The 20,094-nt window shown below is 43.5% G+C and carries 16 protein-coding genes and 2 tRNA genes; 7 read left to right on the top strand and 11 right to left on the bottom strand.

The features are described from left to right. Positions 1-12 precede the first annotated feature (12 nt). Positions 13-1,068, bottom strand: a complete 1,056-nt coding sequence (locus IEX80_RS21345; protein WP_090533796.1) for an AAA family ATPase — start codon at positions 1,066-1,068, stop codon at positions 13-15. Positions 1,069-1,361: 293 nt separating this feature from the next. Here IEX80_RS21345 and IEX80_RS21340 point away from each other — a divergent pair, with 293 nt between their 5' ends. Then, on the top strand, positions 1,362-2,393 hold the full coding sequence (locus tag IEX80_RS21340; RefSeq protein WP_139160056.1) for a hypothetical protein: 1,032 nt from the start codon (positions 1,362-1,364) through the stop codon (positions 2,391-2,393). Positions 2,394-2,572: 179 nt separating this feature from the next. Here the strand turns inward: IEX80_RS21340 and IEX80_RS21335 are convergent, their stop codons facing one another. The 3 genes from IEX80_RS21335 to ileS are packed head-to-tail and all read right to left on the bottom strand — an operon-like array spanning position 2,573 to position 6,945. Continuing rightward, on the bottom strand, positions 2,573-3,178 hold the full coding sequence (locus IEX80_RS21335) for a lipoprotein signal peptidase (protein ID WP_090533800.1): 606 nt from the start codon (positions 3,176-3,178) through the stop codon (positions 2,573-2,575). Continuing rightward, positions 3,179-3,562 (bottom strand): TraR/DksA family transcriptional regulator, encoded by a 384-nt coding sequence (locus IEX80_RS21330; RefSeq protein WP_090533802.1) that lies wholly within the window; start codon positions 3,560-3,562, stop codon positions 3,179-3,181. Further along, positions 3,562-6,945: an isoleucine--tRNA ligase gene (gene ileS / locus IEX80_RS21325; RefSeq protein WP_090533804.1), complete on the bottom strand. Its 3,384-nt coding sequence runs from the start codon at positions 6,943-6,945 to the stop codon at positions 3,562-3,564. Before ileS ends, IEX80_RS21330 begins: the two co-directional genes overlap by 1 nt. Before the next feature lie 72 nt (positions 6,946-7,017). Here ileS and IEX80_RS21320 point away from each other — a divergent pair, with 72 nt between their 5' ends. Beyond that, on the top strand, positions 7,018-7,212 hold the full coding sequence (locus IEX80_RS21320) for a hypothetical protein (protein WP_090533806.1): 195 nt from the start codon (positions 7,018-7,020) through the stop codon (positions 7,210-7,212). A 507-nt stretch (positions 7,213-7,719) separates the two neighbouring features. Here the strand turns inward: IEX80_RS21320 and IEX80_RS21315 are convergent. Further along, positions 7,720-9,021 (bottom strand): leucine-rich repeat-containing protein kinase family protein, encoded by a 1,302-nt coding sequence (locus IEX80_RS21315; RefSeq protein WP_188834083.1) that lies wholly within the window; start codon positions 9,019-9,021, stop codon positions 7,720-7,722. 201 nt (positions 9,022-9,222) lie between these two features. On the opposite strand from IEX80_RS21315, the gene IEX80_RS21310 reads away from it, so the two are divergent. After that, entirely contained in the window at positions 9,223-9,996 is a 774-nt protein-coding gene (locus tag IEX80_RS21310) for a M17 family peptidase N-terminal domain-containing protein (RefSeq protein ID WP_229701711.1), read from the top strand. Positions 9,997-10,084: 88 nt separating this feature from the next. Here the strand turns inward: IEX80_RS21310 and IEX80_RS21305 are convergent. The 3 genes from IEX80_RS21305 to IEX80_RS21295 form a co-directional block, all read right to left on the bottom strand. Further along, a tRNA-Val gene (locus IEX80_RS21305) sits at positions 10,085-10,159 on the bottom strand. A 138-nt stretch (positions 10,160-10,297) separates the two neighbouring features. After that, positions 10,298-10,375, bottom strand: a tRNA-Val gene (locus tag IEX80_RS21300). Positions 10,376-10,477: 102 nt separating this feature from the next. Next, positions 10,478-10,795: a hypothetical protein gene (locus IEX80_RS21295; protein WP_090535036.1), complete on the bottom strand. Its 318-nt coding sequence runs from the start codon at positions 10,793-10,795 to the stop codon at positions 10,478-10,480. A 1,300-nt stretch (positions 10,796-12,095) separates the two neighbouring features. On the opposite strand from IEX80_RS21295, the gene IEX80_RS21290 reads away from it, so the two are divergent. Together IEX80_RS21290 and IEX80_RS21285 are read left to right on the top strand one after the other, a co-directional pair. Continuing rightward, entirely contained in the window at positions 12,096-12,788 is a 693-nt protein-coding gene (locus tag IEX80_RS21290; protein WP_090535041.1) for a ferritin-like domain-containing protein, read from the top strand. A gap of 12 nt (positions 12,789-12,800) precedes the next feature. Next, positions 12,801-13,646, top strand: a complete 846-nt coding sequence (locus IEX80_RS21285) for a ferritin-like domain-containing protein (protein ID WP_090535042.1) — start codon at positions 12,801-12,803, stop codon at positions 13,644-13,646. Between the two features lie 74 nt (positions 13,647-13,720). Here the strand turns inward: IEX80_RS21285 and IEX80_RS21280 are convergent, their stop codons facing one another. Continuing rightward, positions 13,721-14,167, bottom strand: coding sequence for a thioredoxin family protein (locus IEX80_RS21280; protein WP_091173590.1), 447 nt, complete (start codon positions 14,165-14,167; stop codon positions 13,721-13,723). Positions 14,168-14,250: 83 nt separating this feature from the next. Beyond that, complete coding sequence (locus IEX80_RS21275) at positions 14,251-16,053, bottom strand: DUF6600 domain-containing protein (RefSeq protein ID WP_188834082.1); 1,803 nt, start codon at positions 16,051-16,053, stop codon at positions 14,251-14,253. A gap of 204 nt (positions 16,054-16,257) precedes the next feature. Here IEX80_RS21275 and IEX80_RS21270 point away from each other — a divergent pair, with 204 nt between their 5' ends. Next, complete coding sequence (locus IEX80_RS21270) at positions 16,258-17,220, top strand: isopenicillin N synthase family dioxygenase (RefSeq protein ID WP_188834081.1); 963 nt, start codon at positions 16,258-16,260, stop codon at positions 17,218-17,220. Between the two features lie 443 nt (positions 17,221-17,663). On the opposite strand, the gene IEX80_RS21265 is transcribed toward IEX80_RS21270, so the two are convergent. After that, positions 17,664-18,902, bottom strand: coding sequence for an MFS transporter (locus IEX80_RS21265; protein WP_188834080.1), 1,239 nt, complete (start codon positions 18,900-18,902; stop codon positions 17,664-17,666). Positions 18,903-19,045: 143 nt separating this feature from the next. On the opposite strand from IEX80_RS21265, the gene IEX80_RS21260 reads away from it, so the two are divergent. Beyond that, a complete protein-coding gene (locus tag IEX80_RS21260; RefSeq protein ID WP_090534469.1) occupies positions 19,046-19,927 on the top strand; it encodes a LysR substrate-binding domain-containing protein in 882 nt (293 codons plus the stop codon). Positions 19,928-20,094 lie beyond the last annotated feature (167 nt).

The raw sequence follows: 20,094 nt of genomic DNA, 5'->3' as shown, positions 1-20,094 counted from the left end.
GTTTGGGTGGGGTTACGGTACCTCAACCACGTTCAGGATGCCGGTAATGATATCCTCACTGGTGATGTTTTCGGCCTCTGCCTCGTAGCTTAAGCCAACACGGTGCCTTAACACATCATGACAAACTGCGCGTACATCCTCGGGGATCACATAACCGCGACGTTTAATAAAGGCATATGCTTTTGCTGCCAGCGCCAAACTGATACTTGCCCTTGGCGATGCGCCAAAGGTGATCAGTGTTTTGTATTTGGCAAGCTTAAACTGATCGGGGAAACGGGTAGCGAAAACAATATCGATGATGTATTGCTCTATTTTTTCGTCCATATAAACCTCGCGCACAATTTTGCGAGCCTTGATGATTTCATCTGGCTTGATGATGGCGTTTGGCTTATTCATGCCCGAAGGCGAGATATTGGCGCGCATGATCTTTTTCTCATCCTCTTTGTTAGGATATTTGATCACTACTTTTAGCATAAAACGGTCAACCTGTGCCTCGGGCAGGGGATAAGTGCCTTCCTGCTCAATAGGGTTTTGGGTTGCCAGTACCAGGAACGGATCGGGCAGTTTATAGGTGGTATCGCCGATAGTTACCTGGCGTTCCTGCATGGCCTCAAGCAGCGCGCTTTGCACTTTGGCAGGCGCACGGTTAATCTCATCGGCCAAAACAAAGTTGGAGAAGATTGGTCCTTTGCGCACAATGAACTCTTCTTTCTTTTGGTTGTAGATCATGGTACCCAATACGTCGGCAGGGAGCAAATCCGGAGTAAACTGGATCCGGCTAAAATCAGCCTGAATAGCTCTTGACAGGGTATTGATGGCCAGGGTTTTTGCCAGTCCCGGTACACCTTCCAATAGAATGTGCCCATTAGCCAGTAAACCGATCAGCAAACGCTCAACCATATAACGCTGACCAACGATCACTTTATCCATCTCCATAAGCAGCAGGTCGATAAACGCGCTTTCCCTTTGTATCATTTCATTCAGTGCCCTGATATCGGTTGAATACGATGTTGGAGCTGCCGGAGCTGCTGATGAAACATTTCCTGTGTAACTATTTTGTTCTTCCATTAATTTTTTTTGTTTCGGTAGGCAAACTTAAACACCCGCTCAATTTTTCGCCAACTAAAATCCATGCTTAAATGTTAAAAAGTGTTAAATCGTTATATATCGCGGCGGATATATCTGTTTAACACTCACAATGTTTGGTAATAATTGTTAAATCCGGCCGTGTTAAGTCCCAATATACACTATTTAGTTGCTTGTGGTGATATATAACGTGTTAAAGTGGGTTTTATTGATTGGCATAGGTTAAAGTTTTCCGGACTTTATTATCTATTTTTAATCAACATAATCCGGGCGACATGAAAAAGAGAAGATTGTTATTTATGCTGGTTATAACCGTCCTTTCGGCAATGGCTGCGAGGGCGCAAAATAGGTATAAAAATATCCCTCTGCCAAAAGCCATCAACGGTGTAAACGAAGAATTTTCGGGTATGACCATTTATGGCGGTCGCCTTTACCTCGAACCGCAATACGGCGATCATAAAGAAACAAAATTGGATGGCACATTTAACCTGTATAGTATCCTTGCAGATAGTATTAACAGGGTTATTGACGGACAGGATACAGCATTATCAGCCTTTAAAACCATCAGCGTAAAAAATTTGAACTTGCTCCCCGATTCTGTAAAAGCAAACTATGAAGGCTTTGAAGCTATCAGCATCGCTAATAATACGGTTTTCCTTTCTATCGAAACGGACGATAAATACCCATACTGTTTTGTGCTGAAGGGCAAATTAGATACCTTTAAAGGAGCAGTGATAATTGACCCGGAGCATTTTATTTCCCTGCGAAGATATCCATCCATCAGCAATGCCGGGTTTGAAAGTGTTACCTATCTCCCTAAAGAAAACAAATTGCTGGCTTATTATGAGTTTAATGCAATGTCTAAAGGTGGCTGCGGCTACTTGATAGATACTTCGTTTAGTAAGATGCCTCAGCAAATTACAACACCATTCCTGTATTTCAGGATCACGGACATAGCAGCAGCCGGTGATGGGAAGATCTATGGTGTCAACTATTTTTGGAATGGTGATTATGATGCCTATTTAAATAACAGTTGGGTTAAGAAGCCCGAGGCAGCTATGGGTAAACTGATTCCTGAACTTGGGAATAAACTGAGTACTGATCCTAACTACTTGCATAATAACCCTTACGCAGCGATTGTGATGTTGGACACCCGTAAAAGTAAGCAGTGGAAATATGTACGTTCATTTGATGGTGTCAAAAATAACTGGGAAGGTATAGCCCTGTTTAAGAAGGGGGCATTGATTGTTACCGATGCCAACAGGAGTAGTAAGCAGGTTTGCAGGTTGGTTTACGTGGATTTTTGAGGAACGAACACCTACCGTCATCCCGAACTTGTTTCGGGACCCCATGTAATTAGTCGACGTTAAGCATGCTGGTGCTTAGCGAGTGGGGTGCTGAAACAAGTCCAGCATGACTTCTGATTATTGGGTTAAAGCAAAAAAGCCGCTTATCGCGGCTTTAATATATTAAGTATTTAATAATTTTATTCTTCAACCATTTCGCTGTTGGGGCTGGCTACTTCTGGTTTTTCGTGTTTAAAATAGCGCTTCTGGTACAGGAGAATCATAATTACGCCTACACAGATAGAGGCATCGGCCAGGTTAAAAACCGGCCTGAAAAACTCGAACGACTCGCCTGCCCAAAACGGGAACCAAGACGGATAGGTGCCACGCAATAGCGGAAAGTAAAACATATCAACCACACGGCCATGAAATAAAGGGGCATATTTATACATTATACCATAAAAGGTTGAATCGATAATATTGCCCATGGCACCGGCTAAAATGAGCGCTACGTTCATGATGAGCCCGCGGTGGTATTTGTGTTTAATTAAATAAATAAGGGTGTAAATTATACCGCAAACCGCAACTATGCGGAACAGCGTTAAAGCCAGTTTGCCTGCATCGCCGCCCCACTCCATACCAAATGCCATACCGTTGTTTTCGGTATAGTGCAGCATCCCCCTGCTTCCCAGGAAACGAATTTCGTCCTGGAGTTGCATGTGCGCGCGGACCCAGGTCTTGATGATCTGGTCGGCAAGGATAATAAAGGCAGCAGTTAAAAAAGGTTTGGTATAAGCAGCCTTCATTTATTGCTTTAATTTAGCTTCCATAGAGAGGGTTGTGTGCGGAACAGCACGTAAACGCTCTTTCGGGATCAGCTTGCCTGTTTCGCGGCAAACACCGTAAGTTTTATTTTCAATACGTACAAGCGCGGCTTCAAGCTGCTCAATAAATTTTTTCTGACGTGCAGCCAACTGGTTTATCTGCTCTTTTTCAAGCGTGGCCGAGCCATCTTCTAATGTTTTGTAAGTACCGGCGGTATCATCGGTGCCGTTGGCATTAGGCGAACTCAATGACGTAGCCAATGAATTTAATTCTTCGCGGGCTATGCGCATTTTATCCAGGATAATCCCTTTAAATTCCTGCAGGTCAGCTTCAGAATATCTGGTTTTTTCTTGTTCTTGTTTCATTATACTTTACTAATAGCAATCAATATTTCTTGTTCGTCAATTGTAACAGGTTCGCCCCCGGTAAGGTTATCCACAAACGTAATGCTGTCGGCCAAAATTTCGGCGCAAATGTAGGATAGATTGTTTTCCACGGCCTCTCTGATCGCCGGGGTGCTACTTACCTGCACGTTTATCCTGTCAGTTACTTCAAATCCTTTGGTCTTACGTATATTCTGCACACGGTTGATAAACTCGCGCGAGATACCCTCCTGTTTTAATTCGTTGGTTATGGTAACATCTAAAGCCACGGTTAGTTTTCCCAAATTTGCCACCTGCCATCCGGGAACATCTTCGGCTATGATCTCAACGTCGGTAGCTAATACTTCGTATTTGCCATCAAGAACCGGGATGTTACCGTTAGTTTCTAAAGCGGCAATATCTTCCTGGCTGAAATTTGTGATGGCTTCGGCTACAACTTTCATATCCTTACCTACTTTTTGGCCTAAGGCCTTAAAGTTTGGCTTTATTTTCTTTTTGATGAACCCTGCGGTATCGGTAATATACTCGATATCCTTGATGTTAGTTTCAGACAAAATGAGGTCTTTTACCTGCTCAACGTGTAATTTAAAGCTTTTATCCAGTATTGGCAATAAAATTTTGCTCAATGGCTGGCGCACATTGATATTCACCTTTTTACGAAGTGACAAGGTTAATGACGAAACATCCTGTGCCAGCTGCATGCGCTCTTCAAGCTCGGCATCAACCAAAGCGCTGTCATACTCAGGAAAGTAAGCCAGGTGTACCGATTCAAACTCCTCTTTACCCGTAACAGCATTCAGATCGCAATATAATCTATCGGCAAAGAATGGTGCAATTGGGGACATTAGTTTGCTGATAGCGATGAGACAGGTATATAATGTTTGGTAAGCGGAAAGTTTATCTTCTGTATTATCAGATTTCCAGAAGCGGCGGCGGCTTAAACGGATAAACCAGTTGCTGAAATGCACATCAACAAATTCCTGGATAGCACGGGCCGCCTTGGTTGGCTCAAAATCGGCATAGTAACCGTCAACCTCTTTGCTCAGGGTGTTTAACAGTGATATGATCCAGCGGTCAATTTCAGGGCGTTTGCTGATTTCAATTTCGGCTTCGCTGTAAGTGAACTTATCAATGTTAGCGTACAGGGTGAAGAATGAATAGGTGTTATACAGTGTACCAAAAAACTTACGCCTAACTTCATCTATACCCTCTTCGTTAAATTTAAGGTTATCCCATGGCGATGCATTGCTGATCATGTACCAGCGGGCGGCATCAGCTCCATATTTTTCGATGGTCTCGAACGGATCAACGGCATTGCCTAATCGTTTAGACATTTTATTGCCGTTTTTATCAAGCACCAGGCCGTTTGATACTACGTTTTTGAACGCGATACCTTTATTGCCAACCTGTTCATTGATAGCTTTCACCTCGTCACTTGCTTCGCTCAACATTACGGCTATAGCGTGCAGGGTGAAGAACCAGCCGCGGGTTTGGTCAACGCCCTCGGCAATGAAATCTGCCGGGTACGCATTCTTAAATTCTTCCTGACCTTCAAACGGGAAATGCCATTGTGCGTAAGGCATAGCGCCCGAGTCAAACCAAACGTCGATCAGGTCAGGCTCGCGCAGCATTTTATTGCCGGTTGATGATACTAAAACAACATCATCAACATAAGGGCGGTGCATGTCTTCCAACTTAAAACCCTCAGGCATGAAACCTGCTTTGATCGATTTTGCAATCTCTTCATTTAATTCGGCAATTGAACCAATGCAGATCTCTTCCGTTCCATTTTCTTCGCGCCAGATGGGCAGCGGGGTGCCCCAGTAGCGTGAACGCGATAGGTTCCAGTCAACCAGGTTTTCCAGCCAGTTACCAAAACGACCGGTACCTGTTGATTCAGGTTTCCAGTTGATGGTTTTGTTAAGCTCCACCATTTTATCCTTCACAGCAGTGGTACGGATAAACCAGCTATCGAGCGGATAGTATAATATCGGCTCATCGCTGCGCCATGAGTGCGGGTAGCTGTGCTCGTATTTTTTAACGTCGAACGCGCGGTTCTCTGTTTTTAATTTGATAGAGATGAGTACGTCGGTCGGTTTAAAACCTTCTTCGGCACGCTCGGCGTCGGTATAATATTCTTCCTTAACGTAACGGCCGGCGTAATCGGTAACTTCATCCACAAAACGGCCTTGTTTGTTCACCAACGGAACATCTTTGCCGGTCTCGTCTTTCACCATTACCGATGGTACATTGTTTTCCTTACATGCCCTGAAGTCATCCGCACCAAAAACAGATGCGGTGTGTACTATACCGGTACCGTCTTCCGTGGTAACAAAGTCGGCAGGAATAACGCGGAACGCATTTTTCTCCAGATCCTCGTTGGTTACATAAGGCATCAACTGCTCGTAGTGGATGCCCACCAGTTGACTGCCTTTTACTTCTGCCTCAATTTTCCATGGGATGATCTTGTCCCCGCCTTTGTAATCAGCGAACGAAGCATTCTCACCTTCAGCTTTAAAGTATTTCTTAATCAGGTCTTTAGCCAAAACTACACAAACCGGTAGGTAGGTGTAAGGGTTAAAGGTGCTGATCTTAACGTAGGTAATGGCTTCGCCAACTGCGAGGGCGCAGTTTGATGGTAAAGTCCATGGGGTAGTTGTCCAGGCAAGGATAAATACTTCCGTATCTATTCCGTTGAACAAAAACTCCGAATCGCCGTCGCGTTTAACTTTAAACTGCGCGGTGATGGTGGTATCCTTCACCATTTTGTAGGTGCCAGGCTGGTTAAGCTCATGTGAGCTTAGGCCGGTACCTGATTTTGGAGAGTATGGCTGTACGGTGTAACCTTTATACAGCAGATCTTTGTTGTGCAGCTGTTTAAGGATCCACCAAAGGCTTTCAATGTATTCGTTTTTGTAAGTGATGTACGGATCGTTCAGGTCAACCCAGTAGCCCATTTTTTCGGTCAGGTCGTTCCAAACATCGGTATAACGCATAACTTCCTTGCGGCAGGCATCGTTATAATCTTTAACGCTAATTTTTTTGCCGATATCATCTTTGGTGATGCCCAGGGCTTTTTCAACGGCAAGCTCAATAGGCAAACCGTGGGTATCCCAGCCACCTTTACGTTTTACCTGGTAGCCTTTAAGGGTTTTGTAGCGACAAAAAATATCTTTAATTGAGCGCGCCATTACGTGGTGAATACCGGGCATACCGTTAGCGCTCGGCGGCCCTTCATAAAAAGTATAAGGGTTACCTGCCGGACGGCTGGTAATGCTTTTCTCGAAAATATTTTTCTGTTTCCAGAAGTCCAGTATCTCTTTGCCGGTTTGCGATAAGTTTAACTGCTTATATTCCTTGTACATCTATAATTTCACCTCTTTTTTAGGAGGTTGCAAAAATACAGAAATTAAAAATGATTTTTTTAATTTACGCCGATGAAAAATAAAGCAAAACGCTCTGTTTATCTTTTATTAATAGGTATTATTCTGTTTTCGGCAGGGATGGCCATTCCCAGTGGCCCCGGCGAAAAATGGGACGATTACGCGCGCGGTGCAGGAGCAGGGTTATTTATTGCCGGCTTTATAGGCCTGGTAACCTGGCTTATTGATGTGGTGAAGGAAAATAAGTAAGCCTTAAGTCCTGAGTTGTTAGTCGTAAGTTCAAACCCGGATAGGTATTGCAACATTGCTCAGCCGGAGCCACCACAGTATTTTAAATCATAAATCACTGATCTCAAGGGTGGCAGTTACAAATAAATACTTTCGACTAAATACTTTCAACTTAGACTTTTTCATATACTAAAACTTTAGTTGATGCGTTATGGATAAGACTAAACAATAAAAGCCTCCTTGCACTCGCTGCTTGGAGGCTTTAAACCTAAACCTTATCACAAATCAAGGTGGTAACCTTGTATTGAAATAGCTACAAATCTAATACATGGATTGCTAAAATCAAAAAAAAACCGACGAATAGATTAAATGAATCGACGGATTATTAAAAACTATCGTTTTTTGTTTAAATTTTTCTAAAAAAATAAAAATATTGCGGGCGTGTGCTTGTTTTTCCAAAATAAAACAGGTCGTCAGGGAAATGAAATTCGCTGTAGCGTTTCGGATGAATACGGCAGGTTTGGCTGGTTATTTTAATCCGGAAAATTTTGCGTTTAAATATTGAAATGTGGGTCTGTTCATTAATTGTTCGCTAAGGCAGCTTTCTTTCAAAACTAATAACTTTTTAAGATCAGGATGTTCTGTATCATTGCATAGCCTTGCCAGGTCGTCTAATAAATAGCCAAAAGCCCTTACTTCAAGCCGTTCAAGTTTGTCGGCTACTGTTGTATTGGCTGTATCATAAAAACATGCGGCCCCAAAATCGCTGAACAGTGTGTTGGCTTCATCGTCAATCAAAATATTGTGTGCATACAAGTCGCTGTGCATAATCCCCTTGCAGTGCAGGTGCTCCGCCACGGATGCAATGGTACCTGCAATTTTTAATACATGTTCGGGTGTCAGAGTCAGATCAGGCTTAAAAACATCACGCGTGCAGCTAACAAGGCTGGGAGGCAGGCCGAGATTGTAAAAACTCCCTGGTATGAGCTTCATCACCAGCCCTTTTTTATTTTCGGGATGATTGGCGATTTGGCCTATTAATTCTACCAATCCCTCATGGTTGCCTGCGGTAATACAGGCGTTCATCTCATCTTCGGGCAGGCCATCGCTGGTAATTGCTCCTTTGAATATTTTAACCGCAACCTCAGTGGTTTCACCGGCATGCCGCCAGGTAGCTTTGGAGATAACACCGGATGCGCCTTCGCCAAGCAATTGGTTGATTTCCAATTCGCCGCTATCAATCGCTGTAAGTGAATGTACTGTTGGTTTATAGCTGAAAGGATTGCCCGAAAACGCCAGCCATGATAGTTTGGGCATAGATAAGAGCCATTCGGGAAATTCACTTAGCTGATTGGCGGAAATCCTGAGCAGCTCCAGGTTACGACAGCCTGCAAGTGTAGCCGGCAGTTTTGTTAGTCTGTTACCCGCAAGCATTAGTTTCTGCATCCTGCTGCAGTTGCCTATATGAGCGGGTAGCTCGGTAATCCTGTTGTTGGTAAGGATGAGCCAGCGAAGATTAGGATTAAGCGATGCTGGCGGCACCTTTTCTATTCGGTTCGATTTAAACCCTGCGATGTCCAAAAATGGGCAGTCGGACAATACTTCCGGCAAAACAGTGAATTGGTTTTCTGAACAGAAAAAGGTTTTCAGCTTTTGGAGGCGGCCAAAATCTGACGGTAATGCGTTCAGTTTATTGAATGAAAGATCAAGATATTCCAGTGTATCTGCCAGTTCAAAAATTTCAATAGGAAAGTGGGAAAGATTTTCTGATAGTTTAAGCGATACTGCTCCTTTTAATTCTCCGTTTTTTAACTGTTTTAACGTTTGCATAGGCTAAAGCAAAAGAACAAAAAATGCTTAACATTTTGGTTGTGCCTCATATATGATATGGTGGAATCGCGTTTAGATTTATTTAGCTTTTAAGATGATTTTTTATTTCTTAATCTACGTCATCTTTTTGTTTTTCAATTTCCTCCACTTTTGATGTATTAATGAGAGAGATAAATAATATCAATTTAAACATCGTCATCCATGGAACACAATATTACAATAATTAAGAAAGCAGCTATAAAATCGCATACGGGCTCGTTAAAGCTGATGTTTGCAATGGCAATTATCAGCTTAGTAAGTTTTACAAAGGGTTGGGCACAAACACAAGTGTCAACTTTACCCGCTCCCGGTACATCGGCAACAATTGGCCAAATAGACGGTATAACAATATCAACTGCAGTTCAATCACCCTCCAATCAGCAAACACCACTTCAGGTAATTTGTGTTTTTGAATACACAGAGGGCGATATTTTTAATTCACCGCCCGCATTGCCACGCAATCTTAACGGCCTTGTACATGTAGATGAGGCCTTAAAAGGGATACTCACCGAATTGCGTAAAAGCGGCAGGTTTGAAGGCCGGACCCTGGAAACAATGCTTATTACACCATCAGTTGGCAGCTTGCCTGCCGGAAAGTTGCTGATCATAGGGCTTGGCGACCGAAAGTCCTTTAATCCTGAACTAATGATCAGTGTTGGCCGTGTGGAAATGCGCGAAGCTTTAAGGCTGGGGGTAAGCAGTTATTCGCATGCCAGCGATTTAAAGGATGCTGGTATTGATTCGCCTACAGGCGTTGTTGCTGTCAACATTATTAAAGGCGCTATAAGCGCCTATGAAACCGAGGCTTTTTTGAAAGATCACTTGCTGAGTTCGGCTAAGCCTTTAACTCAAATAACATTACTTGCCGGGCCGGCATTTTTTCAAACCACGGCAGATGCGGTTAAAGCTTTTGTGGATAGTTTCAAGGGGGATTAACTCAAAGCGTATTGCGATAAAAATGAGTTTGAAAGACTTTAAAGGCTGATTTTAAATAAAAAGGCCCTGCAATTGCAAGGCCTTTTTGTGGGAACTACTGGGTTCGAACCAGTGACCCTCTGCTTGTAAGGCAGATGCTCTGAACCAGCTGAGCTAAGCTCCCTTTGTTTTTAATTTTACCATCGTTTTGGCAAAACCGAGCGGCGAAGTTAAATCACTTTGCCATATAATGCAAATACTTTCGTGAAGTATTTAGCGAAGAGCGCAAGTATAAAAAAGCCCAACATTACTGTCAGGCTTTTGGTGGGAGCTACTGGGTTCGAACCAGTGACCCTCTGCTTGTAAGGCAGATGCTCTGAACCAGCTGAGCTAAGCTCCCTTGCTTTTGGGACTGCAAATATAGGGCTTGATGTTTATTCTTCAAAAAATATTTTGCATTTTTTGTAATATATTGATTTTTAATGAGATGTATTTTAGTAATTTACTTCACATCCCTGTACTGGGCACGCGGACGGGGGTCTTCCGGGAGGATTTCCATTTCCGGAAATTCGATATAGTGGGCATACCATTGTATGGCGCCTACCAAATCCAGCGCGTCTTCGGCAGCTACACTAACCGTTTCAAAGGCGTAAAGCTTCTGATCGGCGTATCCATAAAGCTGGATCTCGTTATCATCCGGACTAAATTGTTCTTCATCAAGACAGTAAACTTTTACCTTGAGGCGTGTATCCCTGGAATGGATCACATCCCTACAGGGGTTTTGGGGATCGGTTGCCAGTAAATATACATTATAGTCCATAATCGGTTTAACAAAGTTTATATGGGATGGTTTCTTTATTAAGCATTTAATACTCAGAATTGTTTGATTTTTTAATCTGTTTCCCCGGGTGTGGAAATTGCACCCTCGTTTGGGGAAAAAATCTACAGTTTAATATTTAAGTAATATTAAAAAGCTGTTTTTAAGGTATATAGATGCATGTTTAACAATTGGCATTTCGTTTGAATAAATGTTATTACCCTTCTCAAAGGGTTGTTTTTCATAGGTAGATGTAGGGTCGAAATACTGCGAGAGTATTTCGACCTTTTTTATTATCCAATGTTTGGTGCCGGTTTCCTCTTTAAGCAGGTTTATGTAACCGGATAGGTCATCCAGTCTGGGTGATGATGGGTGAGGTAGTTTAGCCGATCGAGTTTTAACCTCTGGGAAAATTATACCACTATTTCCAGGAAAGTATTTACTCACTTTATATTCACTACGCCTTTGAAAATGCGTTCTGAGTACTGGAAAGGCATTTTGGCATTTGGCACCTGGTTTGAATTACAGTTAATACCCTTACTAAAAAGGGTTGTTTTTCATAGGTAGATGTAGGGCCGGACCAACTGCGAGAGTTGTCCGGCCTTTTTTTATTACGGCGTTATGTTGCCTGATAATTAAAATGTAGCCTGCCGAAATTAACCATTGGGAAATTAATTCCCGGTTTTGGGTGTCATTTCTACACATTGAGGTGCGGTTGTGTTTTAAAAAGCTGCCAATTAGGCATTTAAAGCCATTTTTAAACATTGGCATCAGGTTTGAATATAGTTTAATACCCTTCTCAAAGGGTTGTTTTTCATAGGTAGATGTAGGGCCGGAATAACTGCGAGAGTTGTCCGGCCTTTTTTATTTAGCGGAAATTTCAATCTCTCTCTGATCTGATTGCTTTTTAATTAAGAATATTTAATGACAGTAGCTTATAATCCCCGATTTTGGGATTGCTTTCCACACGGTGACAACTGTTAGCTCCAAAAAGCTTATTTATAGAAGTTTAAAGCGGTTTTATGATTTGGCACCCGGTTTGGATAAGTATTAACACCCTTCTCAAAGGGTTGTTTTCATAGGTAGATGTAGGGCCGAAAAACTGCGAGAGTGTTTCGGCCTTTTTTATTATTCTCAATTTTTTCTGAAGTTTTTTTAGCTGTAAATAGGGCCATGGGTTTTACCTGCAGTTAAACACTCCAATTAAGAGTAGATTAATTATCGTAAATTGAAATCTGTTGGATTATAACGGGCGTATATCCATCTACAAGATAACTAATTATAGCATTAAAAATCGAATTCTATGAAAACATCTGAACAGGAAAGCATAGGCGGAGCAAATATGGCCAGGAGGTCATTTTTACGCTATGCAGGGTTAGGCGTGGCATCAGCCGGACTCTTAGCTACAGCAGCTTGTCACAAAGACCATAAGGTAATTGTTGGCGGGGGCATTGATATCGGTGCCAAAGGCGATCTTGCGATCCTTAACTACGCTTACGCGCTTGAGCAACTGGAAGCTGCGTTTTATATCCAGGTAATTACCACCCCATATTCGGGGATGACCTCCGATGAAAGAGCGCTTTTAACAAGTATTCGTGATCATGAGATACTCCACCGTGAATTTTTCAAAGCTGCTTTAGGAGGTAATGCAATCCCTGCTCTTACCACCGATTTCAGCACTATCGATTTTACCAAAAAAGCAGCCGTACTTGGTGCTGCTAAAGCATTTGAAGATACCGGTGTTAAAGCTTATGATGGTGCAGGTTACCTGATTAAGGATGCCGGTTATTTAACCATTGCCGGTAAAATTGTATCGGTTGAGGCCAGGCACGCAGCATTGATCAGCAATATCCTGATGGCAGGGTCATTTGCTGCCGATGACCAGGTAGACAGCAACGGTTTGAATAAATCAGCTACCATTGCCGAGGTATTGCCTATCGCAAACACCTACCTCAAAACTAAAGTGAGTGCATCCAATTACAGTTACACAGCTTAAACCCACATCGCCATGAATTTATTTAATATAATAGACGAAATAGAAAAATTTGATCCCGAACTGAACGACAGGCTTAATCCGCGTCGTGCAGCTATCAAAAATATAACCAGCTTCGGTTCAAAAGTGGCTATGGCTGCTGTGCCGTTTGCCATGGGTACCATGCTCAAAAAGGCGTACGGGGCTGCTGCTGCTCCAACAGTGATTGAGGTTTTAAATTATGCTTTAACACTTGAATATCTTGAGTCGTCATTTTATAATACAGGTGCTGCCTCAGCAGGTTTGATCCCTGCTGCAGGCGCCTCTTATATCAACACAGTAAAAGACGACGAAAACCAACATGTGGCCTTCCTGAAATCAGCCATTACAGCTTCGGGCGGTACGCCGGTTACTTCGCCCAAGTTTGATTTTACAGCAGGCGGCGGCACAGGTAACGGGCCCTTTAAAGGTTTGTTCGGAAATTACAACTTGTTTTTGAAGGTGGCGCTGGCTTTTGAAGATACGGGTGTACGTGCTTATAAAGGCCAGGCACCTAACTTGCTGGGCAATAAAGATATTTTGACCGCGGCTTTATCAATCCATGCGGTTGAAGCCCGCCACGCATCGGCTATCCGACAGTTGCTGGGTGTTTCCCCGTGGATTACCAGTACCGCTACTTTGGGTAATGATACCGGTGTGACGCAGGTTAACGGAAATTACGATGGCGAACAAAACGTTACCCAGGGTGGTGTTAACGTTACCACATTACCTGGTTTATCAAGCTCTTCAACTTCTGTTGAGGTGGCTACCGCAGCTTTTGATGAGCCATTATCTATGGACCAGGTGTTGGCTTTATTAGTAGGTACTTTTATCTACACCTAAATAAAGTTGTTAATTGAGTTAAAAAAAAGACCGGTTGCTTATAGCGCCGGTCTTTTTTTATAGGTTCAATTGAACTATTTATTCAATGCCTGCCTGCCAAATTTAATGAGGTCATTTGCCCTGATATAGCCTACGGTTCCTGATACGGGTTTGCCTTTGCTGGTAAATATAATCATGGTAGGGTAGGCCTGCAGTCCCCATTCGGCAGCCAGGGCAGGGCCTTGTCCTTTTTCCATGTCGATAGCTACATTTACAAAATTATCGTTGTAAAAATCGGCTACTTTGTTGTTTTTAAATGTGGTAGCCTTGAGCATTTTGCAGGGACCACACCAAGTGGCATAAGCATCAACAAAAATATATTTGTTTTGACGGGCAGCCTGTTTTAGAGCTTCGGTCCAGGAGTTTTCAATAAAGTTGATTTGGGTTGATGACTTGCTTACGTTTTCCTGTGCCCTGACGGTGGAACTGAGTACGATAACAAGTGCGATGATAAAATAATTAATATGCAGGAATTTCTTCATTGTTAATAATAGCGATTATAAAAAAAACAGCACGCATATAATGCTTTATACGTGCTGTTTATTGTAGCGGTTATAAATTTATTCTACCGGTTTGCAGGTCGCCTTTCCTGCTGCTGGCGTTGTTGTTGTTGCTGCTGTTGCTGACGCTGTTGTTGTTGCTGGCGTTGCTGCTCCTGCTGCTGACGTTGAGCCTGCATTTGTTGCTGGCGTTGCTGTTCCTGTTGTTGACGTTGAGCCTGCATTTGTTGCTGGCGTTGCTGTTCCTGTTGCTGACGTTGAGCCTGCATTTGTTGCTGGCGCTGTTGTTCCTGCTGCTGACGTTGAGCCTGCATTTGTTGCTGGCGCTGTTGTTCCTGCTGCTGACGTTGGGCCTGCATTTGTTGCTGGCGCTGTTGCTCCTGCTGCTGACGTTGAGCCTGCTGTTGTTGCTGGCGCTGTTGCTCCTGTTGTTGACGTTGAGCTTGCTGTTGTTGCTGGCGCTGCTGCAACTGCTGCTCTCTTTGAGCTTGCTGACGTTGTTGTTCCTGTTGCTGCCTTTGTGCCTGCTGGTCAGGTTGGCTTTGTGGGCGCTGTTGTTCACCTCTGGCCTGCTGTTGTTGCTGGCGCTGTTGTAACTGCTGCTCTCTTTGGGCCTGCTGTTGCTGCTGTCTCTGTTGTACTTGTTGTTGCCTTTGGGCTTGCTGTTCCTGCTGGGCCTGCGGACGGTTCTGCTGCTCGCTTTTTACCCGTTGATCTTGCTGCCTTTGCTGTAATTGTTGCTGACGCTGGGCTTGTTGTTGCTGCTGGCGTTGGGTTTGATTATTTTGTCTTTGATCAAGCTGTTGTTGCCTTTGTGCTTGTTGCTGTTGCAGGCGTTGCTGAGCCTGTTGCTGACGCTGAGCTTGATTGTCTCCCGGCCTTGCATTTGGCTGATTTGGGCGTGCTCCATTTTCCGGGTTAGGCCGGGCTGCCGGGCCTGGATGGTTAACCTGTACTATTTTGTTATCAGGTCTTTCGTTACGGGCAATTTGACGCAGACGGGCCGCATTATTGGGGTTGATAGTTGCGTTACCGCCGCGTCTGTTGGCGATGCCATCATTAGGGTTTTGCTGCCTGTAAGCGGCAGCGTTTACTACCCTTGCAGGTCGTGCATCGGGTGCTTTTCTTACTTCCGGACGGTAAATATTTACTGTATTATTAACTACCCTGCCGCCGCCGTTTGGCCGGTTAGCGTTGTTAATGTTGTAAACACGTACGTTACGGTTGTTGGTAACCTGCCTGATCTCGTTAATTCTTGGGCCGGCTATATAGGTACGGTTATTATTAACATAGGTGTTGTTAATAATTGTTGTTTGATGAATAATGTTAACTACCCGTGTTTGCGGCACATAATAATTATAGATATTTGGCCTGGTGATGTATGCCTGTGGCGCGCAAACCCAGTAATTGTCGGGCACATTGTAACTATTGCCAAAAGAGATATTGATACTTATACCTGGCTGTAAAGGCGCCCAGCCGTAATAACCGCCGCCGTGCCTCCAGCTTACCCATGCCGGTGCCCATTCATGGCCCGGGATCCATTCCCAGCCATAATAATCATCATAGCGCCAGCGCCCATAGTGGAACGGGGCCCAGCCCCATTCATAATCGGATACCCAGGTATTGCCATAGTCGGTTACTACCCAGTGGCCCCGGGTAGCGTATGGCCTGAAATTGTCGCCGGCGTCCGGGATCCAAACGTTACCGTATTGCGGGTCGTTAACCCAGGTACCGTAAGGGTCAAGTTCGTCGTAAAACTCCTGGTCGGATACATAGCCTCCTTCCTGGGCTTTACTCATGTTTGGTGCGGCAAGCATTATTAAAAATGCTATTAAGCTAATACCGCATATTTTATTAATAAATTTCATAATAATGTATGTTTAAGATGGCCTGTCACATTGGTGTTGCTGAATGTATGACAAGCAGAAGTATAAAACGTTTAAAGCAAAAATTGTTTTAACGAGTTAATGCGAACAGAGCCAGTGTAATTATGGGGATAAAATTTTATTGCTATCTTGTGTACCGCGCTTAAAAATTAAATAATTTTGCTTCCTGTTTTATAAACTATAACTATGAGCACAATAACTATTCCACGCCTGGATCTGAATACCTATATAAACGGCAATGCCGATGAACGCGAGCAATTTTCGAACGATATCGGCAAGGCTTTTAACGAAACAGGATTTGTTACCATTACTAATCACGGTCTTAGTAAAGAATTGATAGATAGGCTTTACGACCAGGTTAAAACGCTGTTTGCCCTGCCCGATGCAGTAAAACAGCAATATGAAATCCCGGGCTTAGCAGGCCAGCGCGGGTACACCGGTAAAGGCAAGGAAACGGCAAAAGGTTTTAAAACCCCCGACCTGAAAGAATTTTGGCAAATTGGCCAAACCGTAACTGATGACGAGGTGCTGAAAGCACAGTACCCGGATAATGTAACCGTTAATGAGCTGCCCGAATTTAACCCAACCACCATCGAAGTTTACAAAAAACTGGAAGCAGCAGGTAAACATTTGCTCCGCGCAATTGCCGTTTACCTCGAATTGCCCGAAAACTATTTTGATGATAAAGTTCATAACGGTAATTCAATACTTCGCACCCTGCATTATTTCCCTATAACCGATCCTGATTCGGTGCCTGATGATGCTGTACGTGCCGGAGCCCACGAAGATATTAACCTGATCACCCTGTTAATAGGAGCCAGCGCCGATGGTCTTGAACTGTTAACCCGCGATAATACCTGGTTCCCGGTTAAAGCTTACGGCGAAGATCTGGTAGTTAACGTTGGCGACATGCTGCAGCGTTTAACTAACAATAAACTGAAATCAACCACTCACCGTGTGGTGAACCCGCCGCGTGAGTTGATGAAGTTTTCACGTTTCTCGGTACCGTTTTTCCTGCACCCAAAATCAGGTATGGATTTGACCAGTCTGGATTCGTGCATTGATGACCAGCATCCTAAGCTGTATACTGATATCACTGCCGGTGAGTATCTGGATGAACGCTTGAGGGAGATTGGTTTGAAGATGTAAAATATAAAGGAGGTCAAAAAAAAGCGTCATTGTGAATGACCATCAGGAAAACCCTGAAAAAAAATTAAATGACGTCTCCGATTTGATATATTTAAGCTATGGTGTGTAGGACAGCGTTAGGGATAGTAGCGGAAAGCCCACAGCGTGCGGAGGCCTTGTGTGTGGGCAAGGCGAGGACTTGTAGCGGATAGCCCGGGCCGGAGGCAACGCCCACATTATAATTAAAAACAAAGATTTACCTTTAATAGTCAATGATTTACAATCACGTCATTATAAGATACAAAGCAATCGCACGGAAGCATGGTCGCCCTGTATAGCATGCGATTGCCACGTCGCGCCTAAGCTCATTCCCGTTTTGCTCCTCGCAATGACATTTTTATCATAACAAAGCCCTTCCAAAATTTGAAAGGGCTTCTTCATTTAAACAGATAGATGAAATAGATTTACTTAACGAACATCGCTTTGCCTTCAACACTTTCCCCGGCAGCTTGTCTTCTTTTATATAATACAAAGAGTGCGGTTGCTAATACCCCGATAATTCCCTCAATACAAACAGCCCTGCGTGGCCCAAGCTCATTGGCTAACCAACCGGCCATCAAACTTCCCACCGGGATCATGCCCTGGTAAGCCATTACATAATAGCTGATAGCCCTTGCCCGCATAGCCGGGATAGCATGGGTTTGGATATAGGTGTTGATGGCCGATGTTTGCGCCATCATACCAACCCCGGTAAATACCATAAATATTAAAGCAAAAGGGAGTTTGCCTGCATAGGCCACCATCAGCACGCTTGTACCAAAAATAAGACTTGCTATCGACATGATCTTTACCAGGTTTTTATTACTCTTCAGGTTAGCCAGATATACAGCACTAATTACTGAGCCTAAACCAGCTGCGCTCTCAAACCAGCTGAAGGTTTTTGCATCGCCATTAAAAAGATCTTTGGCGAAGATTGGCATCAGTGTATTAAATGGTATCACAAACAGGCTGCTTGCAGTAAGCATCAGGATCATGCTGCTCAGGTCGCTGTCACCGGATACGTATCTGAAACCTTCCTGTAATTCTGTCCAGATACTTTTTTCTGAACGGACAGGCACTATGGTGTTTAGCTTCATCATAAATAAACAGGTGAGCACAGGGATATAGCTCAAAAAGTTGCCAAAGAAACAAACATCCTCACCAAAAGCACTTAGTACGATGCCTGCAATGGCGGGGCCCGCGATGCGTGCCAGGTTGGTCATGGTTGAGTTTAAGGCGATGGCATTAGGCAAATCGGCCTTGTCATCAACCATATCAACCATTAGTGATTGACGGCAGGTAACGTCAAAGGCGTTTACAATGCCCTGCAACAGGCTGAGGCCAATAATAGCGGGAATATTATAGATTTTGAAAAAGATCATGAACGCAAAAGCACCGGCTTGAAGCATGGATACTACCTGGGTAATAACTAAAATGCGGTAACGGTTATGCCTGTCAACAATACTGCCCGCATAGGGTGCCAATATTAATGACGGGATCAGGCTCACAAAACTCACAATCCCTAATAAAAGGGCCGAACCGGTGAGGCGATAAACCAACCAGCTCACTGCTGTTTTTTGCATCCATGTGCCAATGAGGGATATTGACTGACCGTAAAAAAACAGCTTGAAATTACGGTATTTTAAAGAGCGAAACACATTCATTTGTTCAATTCATAACAAAAGCAAATTCAGGGGAGTACTTAATGCAAGACTATTGAATTGTTTTATGTTGCAAATATCGCCCATATCAATACATTTGTAAAATAGATTGTTTTAATAGGATTGATAGATAAAAACGATTGATTATGGAATTGCGTCAATTGCAATACTTTGTTAAAGCTGCCGAAACCATGAACTTCACTGAGGCAGCAGCTGCTGTGTTTATAACACAAAGCACGTTATCACAGCAAATCAAACAACTGGAAGAGGAACTGGGCATGCTGCTGTTCGACAGGATTGGCAAGCACGTACGGATCACTGAGGCCGGTCATGTATTTTTAACTCATGCCCGCAAAATCCTTAACGATGTGCAGCGGAGCAAGCAGGCCATCAGCGAATTGCAGAACGCCACCATTGGCGAGTTGAACCTTGGCGTTTCATATGCATTTACTTCTTTGTTATTACCCGCGTTGGCACCATTCAGTACAAAATACCCCGGTATCAAAATCTTTATCACCTATGGCAGCCCGGAAGAATTAGAAAAGAAACTACGCCTGGCCGAACTGGATATGATCCTCGCTTTCCACAATGAAAGCGACGACGAAGACCTGGAAATGCAGGAATTGTTTAGCTCGAGCGTGGTCATGGTGGTATCTAAAAATAATCCGCTGGCCCAACTCAAAAAAGTAAGTTTGGAAGAATTGGCTAAGCTTGACCTCATCCTGCCGGGAAAAGGCTTCAGTTCGCGCGATTTTATCAATGATCTGTTTAACCGTAAAAAGATAGTGCCCAATATAAAAATCGAGCTCAATGATGTGCATTCATTATTAGCCTTGGTTGAGAACGGCCATTGGGCAACTATCCTGAATGAAAAAGCTATCATAGGCTGGAATAAAGTTATCGCCATCCCCATCGAATCAAAAGATATCAAAAGGCAATCATACATATTATGGCAAAAAGGTGTTTACCGTAAAAGGGCAGCTATTTTATTTATTGAGGAATTGATGAAGGTGATGGAGAGTGAGTAGTGAATATTTACGCATGATATATCTTTAACGGGCTATAAGCGATATAATAATCTGTTTATATTTGAGTTATAATCCGATATAAACCTTATCTATGAGCCTTAAATCAATTTTTTACCAGATATTACTATCTGTAATATGTGTTCAGCTCTTTGCCGCGTTTCGGCCTG

Origin of the sequence: Mucilaginibacter rubeus, from assembly GCF_014643835.1 — a bacterium.
Classification (GTDB): domain Bacteria; phylum Bacteroidota; class Bacteroidia; order Sphingobacteriales; family Sphingobacteriaceae; genus Mucilaginibacter; species Mucilaginibacter rubeus.
The sequence above is the reverse complement of the archived record's forward strand: the minus strand, read 5'-3'. Positions and strand labels throughout refer to the sequence as shown.